Annotated in this window: 14 protein-coding genes and 1 pseudogene; 7 read left to right on the forward strand and 8 right to left on the reverse strand. The window is 38.2% G+C overall.

Translation table 11 applies throughout. The features are described 5' to 3' along the window. Positions 1-193: 193 nt before the first annotated feature. From ACFX4X_RS17585 to ACFX4X_RS17595, 3 genes are all read right to left on the reverse strand, one after another. Positions 194-592 carry a DoxX family protein gene (locus tag ACFX4X_RS17585; protein WP_377385034.1) on the reverse strand — a complete coding sequence of 133 codons (399 nt, stop codon included), beginning with the start codon at positions 590-592 and terminating at the stop codon, positions 194-196. A 157-nt stretch (positions 593-749) separates the two neighbouring features. Then, positions 750-1,490, reverse strand: a complete 741-nt coding sequence (locus ACFX4X_RS17590; RefSeq protein WP_377385082.1) for a polysaccharide deacetylase family protein — start codon at positions 1,488-1,490, stop codon at positions 750-752. A 585-nt stretch (positions 1,491-2,075) separates the two neighbouring features. Then, entirely contained in the window at positions 2,076-2,249 is a 174-nt protein-coding gene (locus tag ACFX4X_RS17595; RefSeq protein ID WP_076368851.1) for an aspartyl-phosphate phosphatase Spo0E family protein, read from the reverse strand. Between the two features lie 264 nt (positions 2,250-2,513). On the opposite strand from ACFX4X_RS17595, the gene ACFX4X_RS17600 reads away from it, so the two are divergent. From ACFX4X_RS17600 to ACFX4X_RS17625, 6 genes are all read left to right on the forward strand, one after another. Beyond that, positions 2,514-3,221, forward strand: a complete 708-nt coding sequence (locus tag ACFX4X_RS17600; RefSeq protein ID WP_284471086.1) for a cytochrome c biogenesis protein CcdA — start codon at positions 2,514-2,516, stop codon at positions 3,219-3,221. Positions 3,222-3,606: 385 nt separating this feature from the next. Continuing rightward, complete coding sequence (locus tag ACFX4X_RS17605) at positions 3,607-4,083, forward strand: CcdC family protein (protein WP_377385037.1); 477 nt, start codon at positions 3,607-3,609, stop codon at positions 4,081-4,083. 155 nt (positions 4,084-4,238) lie between these two features. Further along, a complete protein-coding gene (locus tag ACFX4X_RS17610; protein WP_377385038.1) occupies positions 4,239-4,544 on the forward strand; it encodes a DUF3219 family protein in 306 nt (101 codons plus the stop codon). Between the two features lie 80 nt (positions 4,545-4,624). After that, complete coding sequence (locus ACFX4X_RS17615; protein ID WP_089363245.1) at positions 4,625-5,053, forward strand: DUF2621 domain-containing protein; 429 nt, start codon at positions 4,625-4,627, stop codon at positions 5,051-5,053. Positions 5,054-5,215: 162 nt separating this feature from the next. Next, positions 5,216-6,361 (forward strand): exonuclease SbcCD subunit D, encoded by a 1,146-nt coding sequence (locus ACFX4X_RS17620; RefSeq protein ID WP_377385040.1) that lies wholly within the window; start codon positions 5,216-5,218, stop codon positions 6,359-6,361. Next, positions 6,358-9,489, forward strand: coding sequence for an AAA family ATPase (locus tag ACFX4X_RS17625; protein ID WP_377385042.1), 3,132 nt, complete (start codon positions 6,358-6,360; stop codon positions 9,487-9,489). The genes ACFX4X_RS17620 and ACFX4X_RS17625 overlap by 4 nt, the downstream gene beginning before the upstream one ends. A 72-nt stretch (positions 9,490-9,561) precedes the next feature. Here ACFX4X_RS17625 and ACFX4X_RS17630 read toward each other — a convergent pair whose 3' ends face one another. The 3 genes and pseudogenes from ACFX4X_RS17630 to ACFX4X_RS17640 form a co-directional block, all read right to left on the reverse strand. Beyond that, positions 9,562-9,969 carry an Hsp20/alpha crystallin family protein gene (locus ACFX4X_RS17630; RefSeq protein WP_061462741.1) on the reverse strand — a complete coding sequence of 136 codons (408 nt, stop codon included), beginning with the start codon at positions 9,967-9,969 and terminating at the stop codon, positions 9,562-9,564. A 645-nt stretch (positions 9,970-10,614) separates the two neighbouring features. Beyond that, positions 10,615-10,862: pseudogene (locus ACFX4X_RS17635) on the reverse strand (glutamate synthase); the annotation flags it as partial. A 57-nt stretch (positions 10,863-10,919) separates the two neighbouring features. After that, positions 10,920-11,666, reverse strand: a complete 747-nt coding sequence (locus tag ACFX4X_RS17640) for a hypothetical protein (protein ID WP_377385044.1) — start codon at positions 11,664-11,666, stop codon at positions 10,920-10,922. 883 nt (positions 11,667-12,549) lie between these two features. Between ACFX4X_RS17640 and ACFX4X_RS17645 the strand changes: the two genes are divergently transcribed. Beyond that, positions 12,550-13,116, forward strand: a complete 567-nt coding sequence (locus tag ACFX4X_RS17645; protein ID WP_377385046.1) for a hypothetical protein — start codon at positions 12,550-12,552, stop codon at positions 13,114-13,116. Positions 13,117-13,357: 241 nt separating this feature from the next. Here the strand turns inward: ACFX4X_RS17645 and ACFX4X_RS17650 are convergent, their stop codons facing one another. Both ACFX4X_RS17650 and ACFX4X_RS17655 read right to left on the reverse strand, forming a co-directional pair. After that, complete coding sequence (locus tag ACFX4X_RS17650) at positions 13,358-13,561, reverse strand: DUF554 family protein (RefSeq protein ID WP_284471079.1); 204 nt, start codon at positions 13,559-13,561, stop codon at positions 13,358-13,360. Positions 13,562-13,866: 305 nt separating this feature from the next. After that, a complete protein-coding gene (locus ACFX4X_RS17655; protein ID WP_377385048.1) occupies positions 13,867-15,300 on the reverse strand; it encodes an aldehyde dehydrogenase family protein in 1,434 nt (477 codons plus the stop codon). Positions 15,301-15,321 lie beyond the last annotated feature (21 nt).

Below are 15,321 nucleotides of genomic sequence, written 5' to 3' on the forward strand. Positions count from 1 at the left end.
AACTCTAATGAATATTTTGTCATAAAAAATAGCACCTCCAATTGTTAGATAGTGTCTAACAATTGGGGTGCAGTTCATGATCAGGTCTTCTTTTTGTTGACATCCACTTCCCCTGCAAAGAGGATGCCGGGATGAAAAAAACACGGAGTGGGGCGAATCCACTCCATGTTTTCGTAATGATTAATTTTTCATCTTAAAATAGAAAGGTATCAAGTGAGTATGGTCCAGCTCCGGTTATCGCAACGCCAATCGCCACTGCAAGAATGGCAAGATTATATTCATACCCATTTTGAGTTGCCCAGTAGCCATTTGCTCCGTGGACTTTAACGATCGCAACGAGCATTGTAAGCGCAATTAATATACCTGCAAAGGGTGTAAGGAAACCTAAAGCAAATAAGGCTCCGCCAATAAGCTCTGATAGACCAGCGAATAGGGCCATGGTAACTCCTGGCTTCATCCCAATCGAGTCAAACCAGCCTCCAGTGCCTTTCAAGCCATGACCGCCAAACCATCCAAACAATTTTTGAGCCCCATGACCAACAAACGATAATCCGATTGCTAAACGTATAACTAATAAACCTATACCAATCATTTATGATTCCTCCTGGAATTTATATTGAATTTAGATATATTTAATTCGAGATTTATTTTTAAAAAAATATCGCAAATATTATCTCTAATTAAATTATCTTTAATTAAAGATAATATTTTTTGAGTGATTTGTCAAACATAAATTTAACTCTTATGGCTCATTCAACAGGAAAGGTTCTGAAAAAATCGGGTGAACTCACCTTGGAGCGAAACAATAAATCAGACACCGTAACACATTCATAGCCGTTTTTATATAAATAATCCAATGTCGATTCTAACGCCTCCACCGTTTGGGGACGGTCGCTCCAATCGTGCAGGAGAATGATATCGCCAGCTCGTAACGACTTAATGATATGATTGGAAATTTTATTTGGAGCAGGTCTTTTCCAGTCTTGGGGATCCTGATGCCAGGACCACAGTACAACCATATATCCTTTTTTTACAGCTGTATTGATGATTATATCGTTATAAAGTCCACCTACAGGACGATATAGCATAGGTTTGTATTTGGCAATATCCCAAATCACTTTAGCTGTTTTATCTAATTCAGAAGATAATAAATCAGCGGTCATATTTTTATCAAAATAATGATGATAGGTGTGATTGGCAATTTCATGACCTTCTTTTATTTCTCTCATTAAAATGCCAGGGTTACTTTTCACTTTATTACCAGAAACAAAAAAGGTAGCTTTGGCGTTATATTTAGCCAATATATCGAGGATTTGAGGTGTATACGAAGGATGTGGCCCGTCGTCGAAAGTTATGGCTACGATTTTTTCTTTCGTATTGCCCTCCCAAATAACATTACCTGTTTTTTCATATACCTCTCGACTTGAAGTAATGGCATGAATAATTGGAGTGTCAAATGATGAAAAAAGGATGAAAACTGATAAAGCCATAATTAAAGTCTTCAAACGAATGCCCTCCTGTACATGTATATAGGACATAGTATATGGAGTTCAATTTTATTTATTAAGGCGCCGGCCAAGAATAGGAGCCTGTTTAATATTGTTGATTGTAGGCGGAGGATGAAAAGGTTTAAAACTGTTTGTTACTTAAAGATATTTAAATAATGAACATTTGCAATTTGATTGTGTCCCTTTTATTGATGGTATTCAATTTAAGTTTTCCCTTTCATCGGCGTATATGAGGCTTTAAAACGCCATTTATTAAATAAATTCATATAGGATACCTTAGATGGATCCAATATTACCTGATAATCAATGTCAGTAATTCCATCTTAGCTGGATTTCCTATTGTTCTTGTTGTGACAAACTATGAACCGACACAAGATGTTAATGTTGAAATGTGCATCCTTTTAATGAAAAACAGGCAGTGCGCCCGTAGCGTTTGCCTGTTTTTTATATAGAAAGAAAAGGTTATTCTTATGTATTCGAATGGAGAAAGAATCGAAAAAGGAGAGATTGACCGTTAAAATAAATCATATAATAACATGGGTGGTTATCAATGGGAGATGAACGGGATTAAAAACCTGTACCAGTTTTATAAAAAAGTTCATTATATTTATTTAATAATTGATCAAGTTGCTGGCTATATTCAACGGCAACATGGGAGTTTAAACCATCTTTAGCGACAATCTTGATAAGTTCATTTCTCTTTAATTCAATCTGTTCGAGAAATTCATTCTTTTTAGCCATTATATTTCCTTTCTGGCCCCAACATTTTTTCATGGTACCCTTTATTTATGTGTTCTGTTGTAAAATTTGTATGAATATAACAATTATATCGGCTCGGACTAATGAATTCAAATAAGTTAACTTAATGAAAATTAAGCTGTGGCCTCCTTCTCCTTTAAATGTTTGGCATTTAGTTGTCATTAAATATTCACAGTTCCATAAATGTATTTTTTTATCTTATTTGTTACAATGTTTATAGGTTGACATACATAGGAGTGAGCTCATTTGAATGATATTAATATGTTTTTAGCTTTTGGGGCGGGCTTCTTGAGTTTTATTTCGCCATGCTGCTTACCGCTCTATCCAGCCTTTTTATCTTATATCACTGGTATGAGTGTTGGTGAAATCAAATCCGAGAACGCCATGCTCCAAAGTAGAAGTATGCTGCATACTTTATTCTTCCTTCTTGGATTTTCTCTAGTTTTTATTGCAATTGGTTTTAGTACGACCTTTTTAGGTTCTGCTTTCTCGGATTACAAAGAATTGATTCGTCAGATTGGTGCGATCCTGATTATTATTTTTGGATTATTCATTGTAGGAATCTTTCAGCCGAAATCCTTGATGAAGGATAGTCGTTTTGAATTTAAAAACCGACCTAGCGGATATATAGGTTCGATTCTTATCGGACTTGCTTTTGCGGCTGGATGGACGCCTTGTGCTGGCCCACTATTGGGTGCTGTCATCTCTTTGGGTGCGACTAATTCTAGCGCTGCCATGAGTTATATGACTGCCTATATATTAGGCTTTGCCATCCCGTTTTTCATATTATCCTTCTTTGTCGGAAAATTGAAATGGATCAAAAAGTACAGCCAATACATCATGAAGATTGGCGGATATTTAATGATTGTAATGGGTGTGATTTTGTTTTTTAATTGGATGACCAAAATAATAGCAGTCCTGTCTAGACTATTCGGTGGCTTTACGGGGTTTTAGTCCATAATAAGTTATTTTTTCAAAATTATTCTAATGGGAGTTTCCTTGATTAGGTTTTATTGTGCTGTTCGAAATTTGATTCGACCTGGTGACGATGGATATTACCATGCCAATCATGAAGAAATTAAGAAGAAAATTTGGGCTGCAAAGGATATAATTATATTCTCGATGGGTCAGCAGAAAAATGGTGTTGAAGCTTGGGCGAAAGACTTTTATCGTCAAGCCTTTTGTCGAGAGCAGGGTATTAAATGCCATCAATAGGTCGCTAAATTAAAAACACGCTCCTTGTTTATCTCAAATAGGTAATATATACTTTGTTTATTCATTGAAGTCATATATAATTTTTAATGGTACTTACCTATTTTTAATTAAAAGGGATGGTTTGATGATATATTTATCAACAGGTATAGCGATTGTGATGGCTATGGGTGTTTTCATGTTACGGATGAAGGAAACGAAAAAACCAGTGAACGAAAAGAAAATCATCTTACCGCCGCTGTTTATGAGTACGGGTGTTTTGATGTTTATTTTTCCAATGTTCCGGGTCACTCGATACGAATTATTGGAGGCTCTTGTTGCAGGGATGTTGTTTTCCATCCTATTAATTAAAACATCCAAATTCGAAGTTAGAGATGAAAAAATTTATATCCTGCGCTCTAAAGCGTTTATATTCATATTGATTGGTCTCATGGTGATACGGCTGGTGGCGAAACTGATGCTGGGAAGCACGATTGAAGTCGGCGTCTTGAGTGGTATGTTTTTCTTACTTGCATTTGCTATGATCGTTCCATGGAGAATTGCCATGCTATATCAATACAAAAAAGTCAAAGCTGCCAGTTTAAGTGGAAGTAATATGGTGTGATACATGTAAAATAGGATCAAAGGGATAATCCAGGAAACCTGAGTCGATATCATAATGACTCAGGTTTTTTGAGCTTTTCAAGGCTGAATCATTGGCGCAGGAAGAACCCTAGTGATAACATGGCTTTAACCACATTTAAAGGAGATGTTGATAAAATGGTAGATGAGGTCATTTTAAATGATGTTCCACTGCATGTTACTGATTTTCTTACTGAAAATGTAAAGGATTCTGAAGGTAGAGAAATCAGAAAAGCCAGTTTTAATTTCAAGGTTACAAATAGTGAATATCATGATATTACAACACTGCTTTATCAAATGGTATTTGATTTAAAGATTCCTCAGTCAAACGAGGAATTTCGAGCAGAGATCTTTAACTATGCGACTTCGGTCACGAATCTTTATGAAGAAAATGCCGTAGGGGATTTTTCACTGGTCTTGCTGGAAGTGAACGATCCGGAATGATTACATTGCCAGTCTTGTAAAGATATGGGTTACTGTCTATAATAATAGTAACGATCATTCTATACATATGAGGTGGTACTTTGCTTAGTGGATGGTTTTTATGGTTTATTCTATTTTGGGTAGCCCTTTTAATTATTTTGATGAGCATAGGTGGCTTTTTCATGTTTCGAAAGTTCCTGAAAAGATTCCCCAAAGAAGACGGGAAATCCGATATGGATTGGGAAGAATACTATTTGGACCAAACAAAGCACTTATGGTCAAATCAACAAAAGGAATTACTCGAAGATTTAGTGAGCCCTGTACCGGAACTTTTTCGTGATGTTGCACGCCATAAAATTGCGGGGAAAATCGGAGAGTTGGCGTTAAAGGAAAAAGCGGGCGATATTACGGAAGATCTAGTGATACGCGGCTATATCATTGCCACACCAAAACGTGACCATAAATTTTTACAAAAAAAATTAGCTGAAAGAAAAGTGAATATGGGTCCATATGAACACTTATTCAGCTAATGATGAAAAGGGCAGACTCTTTTGAGTTTGCCTTTTTTTATTCTGAATAATTGAAAAGAATGGGACAGTGTGGTAATAATTAGAACGTTTGTACCCAAGCCATGCTATTCTTTAAATTTTTGATATAATAATAGTAAGTAAAAGTGAGGACGGAGTGAAACTATGAAATTTATCCATACGGCTGATTGGCATTTAGGGAAAATCGTACACGGGGTACATATGACAGATGACCAAAGGCATGCCCTTTTGCAATTCATAGAAATTGTTGAAGAAGAAAAACCTGATGCGGTTGTGATTGCCGGTGATCTTTATGATCGTTCGGTTCCACCGACTGAAGCTGTGGAGCTTCTTGATGAAATCCTTTATACGATTAATGTGAAAATGAATACACCAATCGTTGCAATATCGGGAAACCATGATTCTGCGGAAAGGCTTGCATTCGGTTCATCATGGTATCGTCATAGTCAGTTATACATTCATGGGAAATTGACAAAAATATTTGAGCCGGTTCGCATTAAGGGAGTGAATTTTTATTGTGTTCCATATGCAGAACCTGGAACGGTTCGCCATCTTTTTGAAGATGAAAGTATCCATTCCCATCAAGAAGCGATGAAGCGGATAACCGGAATGATTGCAGAGACTTTCAATAAGGATGAACCGAATGTCTTCGTAGGACATGCTTTTGTATTAGGCGGAAAAACGAGCGATTCAGAGCGAGTTTTGTCAGTAGGTGGTTCCGGATGTGTTTCATCAGACTTATTCGATGCGTTCGATTATACGGCACTTGGACATTTACATAGTCCTGACGCGATACGTCATCCTAAGGTGTTTTACTCTGGATCACTATTAAAATACTCTTTTTCTGAGGCCAAGCAAAATAAGTCGCTTTCCATTGTCGATATGCAAGAAGATGGTAGCTTCGATATACGCTATCGATCTTTGGCGCCCAAGCTGGATATGAGGGAAATATCCGGAACGATGGAAGAGTTACTAGATCCCGCTTTTTATCAATTGCAAAAAAAGGATGACTACTTGAAAATAACATTAAATGACGAGGGGTCACTCATCGATCCGATTAATCGTTTGCGCCAGATTTACCCGAATGTACTACATCTGGAACGAAAATGGGATTTGACCGACCTTAGAAGAAAAAAATCCTTCTCTTCTGTAAAAGATGAACGGAAATCAGAATTGGACCTGTTCGAAACGTTTTATCAAGAAATGACAGATCGGGACTTTGATTCTCAAAAGCAAGATTTGATGGTTTCGGTAATTGAAGCCGTGAAGAAAGAGGAGGCTTTGAAATGAGACCCCATATTTTAACGATGCAGGCATTCGGACCATATGCAGGGAGGGAAACCATCGATTTTAATTCCCTTGGAGAACGGACCATGTTTGTCATCTCGGGAAAGACAGGCGCAGGGAAAACAACGATATTTGATGGGATCAGTTTTGCGATTTATGGAAAAGCCAGTGGTGAAGACCGAAGCGGGCAAGATTTACGAAGTCAGTTTGCCGAAGATGATGTGATGACGGAAGTCTCGCTGCAATTTACCCTGCGTGGGAAAACATATTGGGTGACCCGGTCACCGCAGCAGGAACGAAAGAAAAAAGCAGGAGAAGGAACGACAACGGTTGGAGCAAAGGCTGAATTATATGAGATATTGGCTGAAGGAAAAAAATTGCTTGGTGCGAATGTGCGTGAGGTTGAGGAAAAAATCAAATTACTCATTGGACTTGATGCCAATCAATTCCGGCAAATCCTGATGATTCCACAAAATGAATTCCGAAAACTGTTAACTTCCGACAGCAAAGATAAAGAACAGATTCTCCAAAAATTATTTCATACTGAACTTTATAAACGAATCGAAGAAAAATTAAAAGAAGAGGCTTCCATCCTTAGAAAGCAAAGTGAAAAAAGCGCTCAGAGGAGAATTGAATTAATGAAAGGCATCCAGCCTGGTAATCATGTAGAATTGCAGGCACAATTGGAAGCGGAAGTGCCTAACGAACAGCTGATCTTACCACTGTTACAGGAAGTCATTTTGGCAGCGGCAGAAAAAAAAGAGGATGTAAATAAACAAATACAGGAAAAGCAAAAAGCTCGTGATCAAGTAAATCAAGAGCTTTCAAAAGCGGCTGATTTAATCAATAGATTTTCGGAAAAAGAAAAACTTCGAAAAGAAAAGGAGAACCTTGAAGCAAAGCAGCCTGAAATGGAACTCGTGAAAGACCAAATTAAAATGGCACATAAAGCGGCTACGCTTGAAAAGCAAGAACAATATTATTTGCGAATTGGCAAACAAGTCCAAGATGCGAATGCTGAACTTCAAAAGTTAAGTGTACAGGCCGAGAAATTACAGGCTGAACGCATTGAGAAGCAGGATTCCTATGAACAGGAAATGTTGAAGGAAAACCAGAGGGAGCAGGCCGTACGGAATGTTCATCAGCTTGAGCAGGTAAAAGAGGCTGTCATGACTTTTGCAAGCTTAAAAGCACAAGTTACGTTAGATGAAAAAGAGTGGCGAACTAGTAAAGGACTTCGAGAAAAAAATGTTTCGGAACATCTGGCAATCGAAGAGGAAGCAGAGAGAGTCACTCATGAAAAAACAGAAGCGGAAAAAGCGGCGGCTCTTCATCGTGAAAAGGAAATCGAAGCGGAAAGAAATGATCAATCGTTAATGAAAATAAAAAAGCTTCAAGAAGTTCTTTCCGAAGTTCAGAATACGAAGCGGGTTCTGGAAGAAAAGAATATTCGGTTCAAAGAGATTCAAAGAATTCAGATTCAGGAAAAGGAAAAACTGGAAGCCCTGAATCAAAACTGGCGATCAGGCCAAGCGGGTATGCTTGCGTCCATGCTGCACTCAGGGGAAAATTGTCCTGTGTGCGGTTCGCTAAGTCATCCAAAACCAGCGCAAATGCATGAGGATATGCCAACGGATATGGAACTGAAAGAGCAAGAAAACAGGCTGAAAACTGCAGAACAACAAAAAAGCCAAGCCGAAAGTGAATATTACCAAGCAAAATCAAAGTATGATGCACTGGCCGAGTCTTCAAAGGAAAAGATGATGGACTTACAAAATGACATGCCGGAGTTTAGGTTTGAAGACATTGATGATCATTTGAAACAGTTTATACAAAAAGGAAAAGTGCTGCAAGAGCAGTTAAAAGAATTGGTACGAAAAAAGTCATTATTTAATGATCTTGAAAGCAGGTTGCTGGAATTAAAAGCGAAAGCATCCCAGTTAAAGGAGAATCTTGCTTCTTTAGAAATTAAAGAGGACCAAGGGAAAACCAGGTATATTGAAAACTCTACAAAACTGACAGGTTTAACCGATTCCCTGCCAGACGGTATACGGACAGAGGAAGAATATAATGCAGCCTGCCAAATGGCTGTAAAAACGCAAAAACGCTTACAAATTGCTTTGGAAGATGCACAAAAAAACCTTCAAATGGTGAAAGAAAAAGAATCGGCAATCAATGCAAAAAAAGAATCCCTAAGTGGAAATATAGAGGCATTAAATCAAGAATTGAAAGAGGAACGGGAAAAGTTAATTACGGATATGACCAATCAAGGCTTTTCCAATTATAAAGAATATACAGCAGCCAAAAAGTCGGAAGCGGCTCTTGGGAGTTTAGAGGACCAGGTTATGCAGTATAATCAAAATTGGCAAAGTGTTTTAAGTCTGTTTCATGATTTGGAAATGAAGTTAAAAGATGTAGTCAAACCGGACCTTGAAGGATTGAAAAAGACATTTGATTTCATAGATGCAGAATTGGAGTCGCTACGCCAAAATCAGAATGAATTACATGCCGAAAAACGGACTAATGAAGAAATCGAAAGGAAATTGGCGCATATCAGGGAAGATCAGAAAAATCTGGATGAAAGGTACAGTATCGTCGGTCATCTGTCTGAGATTTCCAAAGGTCAAAACTCCTTCAAAATAACTTTTGAACGGTATGTATTGGCAGCCTTTTTGGATGATATCCTAAAAGAAGCCAATTCAAGATTACTGAAAATGACAAGCGGCAGATATCAGCTGCTGCGAAAGCTGGATCCTACACGCAGGAATATCCAGAGTGGTCTGGAGTTATCCGTGTATGACCAATATACAGGACAGGAGAGGCATGTCAAAACCCTTTCGGGAGGAGAGAGCTTTAAGGCATCTCTTGCACTTGCTTTGGGCCTTGCGGATGTTGTCCAGCAGAATGCAGGCGGGATCTCACTCGAAACGATGTTCATCGATGAAGGTTTCGGTACCCTCGACCCTGAATCTCTTGATCATGCGATTGAAGCGTTAATGGATATACAAAGCACCGGGAGATTAGTCGGGATAATTTCTCATGTTCCAGAATTAAAAGAAAGAATAGATGCCCAGCTCCAAGTCATCTCGACACAAAAAGGGAGTCGTACGTCCTTCTATTTTGCTGGATAAATCAAGAAAAAAAGAATGGCTAAGGAGTGAATGTGGCTCCCTATGCCATTCTTTTTAATTATTAGGAATGAACTACTCTATGTTAATATCATCAGCTGTTTTTCCGGGGGAAAACTTATGGATGCGAATCACCAATATTGGATTTGAGAATTCAGCGGTAATTCTTCGTGAGCAAATCGAAAAGGGGAAAGGGATTTTTCTCTGTGTGGGTATTGTATCCGCTTTTTTTTCAAGTAATGGCTTATGAGTATCATCAACGATGATCGATAGCTCATTATCACGTAAACAAACTTTAATATCTTTCACATCATGATTTTCCAAAACCGCTTCCACCATATACTCATCGTCACTTTCGTATATATCAATTGAAAAAAGTTGATGATCCAACGCACAAGTTTCCGGATCCAGAAAAAACTTTTTTACCCATTCATCAAACTTTTCAACCTCATTCATTTGCAATCCATGTTGATTGTCTTGCATGTTGATACCCCCGGTTTTCCTTTGTTGTATTATATGTTGAATTATGAATGTGGTGATTGATAAAGTGAAAATGGATGATGGAAATATACAGGAAAACGTGGTTCAAAAAATGCAGGAATATCAATGTATAAAAAGTATCCAACGATTTTTAGAAAAGTAACCAAAGCACAGGAACGAGGGCTGTGTGTGTATTAACGGGAATCATAAAGTAGAAGGAAGCTAACAGTGATGACCAATTCTAAATGAGCTGGTCATCTCTTTATTTACATGATCATTTTGATCTATAACGCGTCACCTCCATCTTAATATTCAAAACTAGGCTTTACTGCTGTCGAAATGAACAAGCTCAATCCTTGTTAGTACCGTTATAAATATCATAAGGAATGTAATTTTTAAATAACTCACCGCCGCCTCGTATTGGAATCTTAATGAAGAAAATACGCCCTCTTATCACTTCCCGAAATAGTGGAAATTGCTGTTGTTGCTGTAAAGGCGCCATAACCCAAAAAGACGCTCTTTAAAGCGCCCGATTGCTTACATTTAATGATTGAAAGAGATCACGATATTTGTAGATTAGCTTTTCATAGGATGTCGACTTCTTACTCTTTTTCTTCTGATTGGTCAAAATAGCAAACCTTACTTTAGGTTGAAAAAGGTGGAGGGGGGCGCTATTAATTGATCAAAGAAGTGTGGAAACAATTCCTCAATTGCTGCTTCTCCTCCTTTTAATAAAACATGAGGATGGTAGCTTTATGGCACTCTTTTGCCTAGCGGCTTTTCCCGTCCATCTTTCACCTGCTTCCAAGATGATTAATTCTCGAAAAGTATGTGATAGGGCTTGGCAGCTGTTTCCCTGCGATGCTTCCTCCGATAATTATTGCTTTCTCCAATATGATTCGTCCCCCAATCCCGCTGCAAGTATTCGTGTTCTCTCGATAAAACTACTTTCCTTATAGGTGAACATCAAATGAAGTCCCATCCACCAATAATTCGTGAGACTCACCATCTGCTATATCGTCGGTAGTGAATGAAAAGGACTTGAGCCCTTCGATTTTTTCTTCGGAATCGACTAATAAGCCAATTGTGCCTTTTCTTGTTTCTCCTGGTTGGTAATCTAATCGACTTACTTTTTTTGTCCCCATAAATGTATCCCCGGAGTGGATGAAATTTTTAGAAGGCACATTATATGTAAGGTCATCATTGAAAGTAACATGTTCCATGCTGAAGAACTGCAGTTCCTTGGGCCCTTTATTTTCCACAGAATAAGTTATTTCAAGATAAGTTACCTCTTTGCCAATATCCGTTTTAGACCAGGCAGACTGCTGATCGATTTCCTCCATGGTTAAATTCTCTTTATAGTATATCGAATAGGCTTCTTCAAAACTCAATCCCGTATAGGATTTGAGCTCCTCCTTTACTTCATCTGTGAGTGAAGAAAATTGAATCATGCGGATATCCTTGACTGTGATGGCCATGGGAGCCAATTCAAATGACTCATTTATATACTTTGTTTCTAGTAATGTGAGTGTTCCCCAATCTTTTTGGCGGACCTTATCGCCGACTCTTTCAAGATGGGTCCCGCCATATTCCTGTACCTCAGGAATTTTGGACTCCTTGGCTGCTGCATTTTTCCGTTTTTCGGTTTTATTATCGCTGCCGAAATAATTGAAGGCTATAACACTTGAAAAAATAAGCAATAATCCAGCAATTATTGAAATGGTCCATCTTTTACGAATATTTGATCACTCCTTAAACTATCGATGTCATAAACTATAATATACCTTTTTTTCACAAATGAAGGAAGAACACCCATCTTGTTGCCGAAAATCGATATAGTTTGTATAGAAAATTTAACTGCATTCATGTTGCTATATAATTATTTCTCTTTTTATTAAGGCATTATTCTTTAATTAGACTACTGGGGCGTTATATCTTTTTATCAAAAGCGAAAACAATGTAAAAAGGAGAGAAAAACCAACAAGGGGCTTTTTGAGATAAGTAGGGGACATAACGGGCCATCTTCTTAGCGGAAGCAAAAGTCTTCATGAGCAACGGCTTTATTAATCTATGCGTAAACTTGCCGATCAGGAACTATTCTTCCCGTGCCGTCAGCGATTTTAGGCTTTTTTTTGGAGGAATCCGGATTCCAGGGCATCTGACGTCAAGATGGTCTGGCACAACATAATCTGGTGGAAAAAAAAAGAAAAAAGCCGTGGCTATTCATCTGGGGTACCATGGTCTTTCTGTCTTGATCTCTCCATCCTTGGTGTGTTTTCGCGAGATTTCTCAGCTATAGTACAAGCGATTTTATATTAAAGTCATATCATATTACAAGGGAAAATCCTGAGAAACTGAGGACATGCTAGGTAATGGATCAATGGATGATGAAAATGGCTTAGAAACGAACAAATAGAAAGGTCTTTACTTCCTGGATTTAATTTTTGCTTTGAGTTTCCAATATAAACAGCCAGAACTAAATCTTTTGTTTATTATTGATTCTTCTATGTACTTGTTTTTTCATCTACCTGGAAATCCATCTCTTTAGTCACAAATTTTTTTAAAAAAGGAGACGTATATGGAATGTGGCCAATTAACAATGGTAAGGAAAGGATACATCAGCCGAATAAAAGTAAAATGCTGTCCCAGCAAGAGATAAAAGCCATTGAGTCTTGGATATCTCAAATGTGGACATACCAATTTTATAAAACCGCAAGACAAATAGTGTTTACTGCTAGTAAAACGCTAAAAATCAAGCATAAAATGATTGGGTATGGTTTAAACCGAGTTGTCTATGATTTAAATAATGGCTATATATTAAAAATTGCATTATCAGAAGTAGGCTTAATAAGCAATGCAAATGAGGCCTATATATATAATAACTGTAAGAAGGAAGTCAAAAAGTATCTATGTCCGGTTAAAGAGTATGGGATGGGCTGGGTTATCATGAAGAAGGTGGACACGCAAGTGTCAATCATGGAATATACGAAACTGATCAAGTTGGAATTGAAATTCCTGAGGTACGGTATCATTCCAATAGATTTGCGTTTAGATAATGTCGGATTTACTAAGAATAATAAAATGGTTGTCATTGATTACGGTCTATTCACCATGGATCTCATAAGTCCTATGCTGCGAAGGTTAGTTTGATGATGTTTTATCCAATTTTTTGAGAATCCAAATCAAATAATCCCAATGTGAATAATAGAAATTTAATTTACAAATTTAACCTATTTGAACCATTTCACCGCGAGCATATTAATGGGTATTAAATATATTTAGGTAAAGACCTCGCTAGAATATTCAAATTGAAAGTTTTCACAAAGAAGTGGTGGTCAAAGAAGGATTGGGTAATTAGAATTTGGGTAATAATCTTAAAAGCTACACGAATTTACTTAATTCCTAACATATTTTCACCAATAACAAAGTTGGGTGCTCCACATGTAGCGGTTAGTTCTGCAAGTAAAGGTTCTGACAAGTATTTTTTAATTACATTTGGATAGATTATTTCACCTTGGTAGAGAAACATTTCGGAAAAGGTTACGCCAACACCTAAAGTACTAGCTAAAACCATGCTAGTAAAACCATCAATCATTAAAAAAGTCGTTACCCTTCAAACCCATGTCAAGACAATGAATTTCCTATTACCAAGCATATAAAACCACCTTAATCAAGTATTCATCTGAAAGGTGGTTTTGTTATGCCATTCTTAACCATTTTGTGACCTATGTTTTCTAAATAAGGTAGTTCATTTTAAACTATAGCTAAATTGAATTTTCTTAGGTTCCATACAGTGAAAATGGAGAAAGTTGACTTATCAAGTTGTACCAACAAATGCCCGCTTGCAATTCCGGTCGAGCGATTCGTGCCGATACAAACAAGCACTAAAGGGTCTTGCTATCATTCGTCCCTTATTTTAAAGCTAATAAACTTCTGTTCCATCATCTCATTCATCGCATATTTGACGCCTTCTCGACCAACACCGCTGTCCTTCCAGCCGCCATAAGGCATATTATCAATCCGATAAGTTGGGATATCATTGATGACGACTCCACCTGTTTCCAAGCGTTCTGCCGCATAGAAAGCACGTTCTATACTTGGTGTCATCACTCCTGAGTTCAATCCGTAACGTGAATCGTTTGCATCCTTGATGGCATCATCCAGCGTTTCGAATGGGAAAATACAGACGATCGGACCAAATACTTCGAAACGAAATACCTTTGAGTCACGATTTACATTGGTTAAGACGGTAGGCACTAGTACATTGCCTTCCACTGTACCGCCGCACTCGATTTTTGCTCCTTCCTGTACTGCCTCGTCAATCCAACTTTGTAACCGCTCCAATTCTTTTTTTGAAATAACCGCTGTAATATTTGTATTTTCCTCCAGGGGGGAACCGATGACAAGCTGTTTTGTTGCACTGACGAATCGTTCTAAAAATTGTTGGTATAGTGATTTGTGGACATAAATTCTTTGGATCGAGATGCACACCTGCCCATTATTCGTAAATGAACCCATCACACTTCGTTGAATAATTTTATCGATGTCGACTCCTTCATCAATGATGAAAGGCGAATTGGATCCGAGTTCAAGGGTAAGCTTACGGAAGCCTGCCTGCTGCTGGATAAGGTGTCCGACCTCTACACTGCCTGTGAAAGTCACTTTTTTTACATGTGGATGGGTTGTCAACGCTTCACTTAAAACATCTCCCTTACCCGGAATGATGTTCAAAACTCCCTCCGGAAGCCCTGCTTCTTGAAAGATATCGGCAAGAACCAGTGCACTCAAAGGGGTTTGTTCGGCAGGTTTTAACACGATCGAATTACCAGCCGCAATAGCTGGACCAACTTTATGGGCGACAAGATTAAATGGAAAGTTAAATGGGGTAATTGCCGTTACGACGCCAATCGGGGTACGAATTGTGAAGCCAAAACGGTTTACCCCACCCACTGCTGCATCCATCGGAATTTGTTCCCCATAATTGTTCTTTGCCGCTTCTGCAGCAAAACGATAGGTCTGAACCGTACGATTCATTTCCTCACGAGCATTTCGAATCGTTTTCGCCGCCTCTAGAGAAACGATTTTCGCAAGCTCTTCACTGCGTTCTTCCATAATTGCTGCAGCTTTCACTAAAATTTCGGCTCGAGCATGCGCCGGGTAGGATCGGTATTTCTGAAAAGCTGCATTTGCCTCAACTATTGCTTCAATGGCATCCGCAGGCTCAGCCTGTCCGATTTGTGCAATTTCTTCATTTGAATGGGGATTAAATAACGGCTCATACGATTTAGCTTCCCGCCATTTACCACCAATCCACAATTGCCACTTTTTCTTCATCTGACATTCCTCCAATACTAC

Source organism: Peribacillus sp. YIM B13481 (assembly GCF_042787985.1).
GTDB classification, from domain to species: Bacteria; Bacillota; Bacilli; order Bacillales; family DSM-1321; genus Peribacillus; species Peribacillus simplex_A.

Coding starts and splice junctions, on each gene's coding strand:
- ACFX4X_RS17625 (WP_377385042.1), top strand. CDS start 6,358: ATGAGACCCCATATTTTAACGATGCAGGCATTCGGACCATATGCAGGG.
- ACFX4X_RS17585 (WP_377385034.1), bottom strand. CDS start 592: ATGATTGGTATAGGTTTATTAGTTATACGTTTAGCAATCGGATTATCG.
- ACFX4X_RS17650 (WP_284471079.1), bottom strand. CDS start 13,561: ATGATTGATGGTTTTACTAGCATGGTTTTAGCTAGTACTTTAGGTGTT.
- ACFX4X_RS17655 (WP_377385048.1), bottom strand. CDS start 15,300: ATGAAGAAAAAGTGGCAATTGTGGATTGGTGGTAAATGGCGGGAAGCT.
- ACFX4X_RS17590 (WP_377385082.1), bottom strand. CDS start 1,490: ATGGCTTTATCAGTTTTCATCCTTTTTTCATCATTTGACACTCCAATT.
- ACFX4X_RS17605 (WP_377385037.1), top strand. CDS start 3,607: ATGATATATTTATCAACAGGTATAGCGATTGTGATGGCTATGGGTGTT.
- ACFX4X_RS17630 (WP_061462741.1), bottom strand. CDS start 9,969: ATGCAAGACAATCAACATGGATTGCAAATGAATGAGGTTGAAAAGTTT.
- ACFX4X_RS17645 (WP_377385046.1), top strand. CDS start 12,550: ATGTGGCCAATTAACAATGGTAAGGAAAGGATACATCAGCCGAATAAA.
- ACFX4X_RS17620 (WP_377385040.1), top strand. CDS start 5,216: ATGAAATTTATCCATACGGCTGATTGGCATTTAGGGAAAATCGTACAC.
- ACFX4X_RS17610 (WP_377385038.1), top strand. CDS start 4,239: ATGGTAGATGAGGTCATTTTAAATGATGTTCCACTGCATGTTACTGAT.
- ACFX4X_RS17595 (WP_076368851.1), bottom strand. CDS start 2,249: ATGGCTAAAAAGAATGAATTTCTCGAACAGATTGAATTAAAGAGAAAT.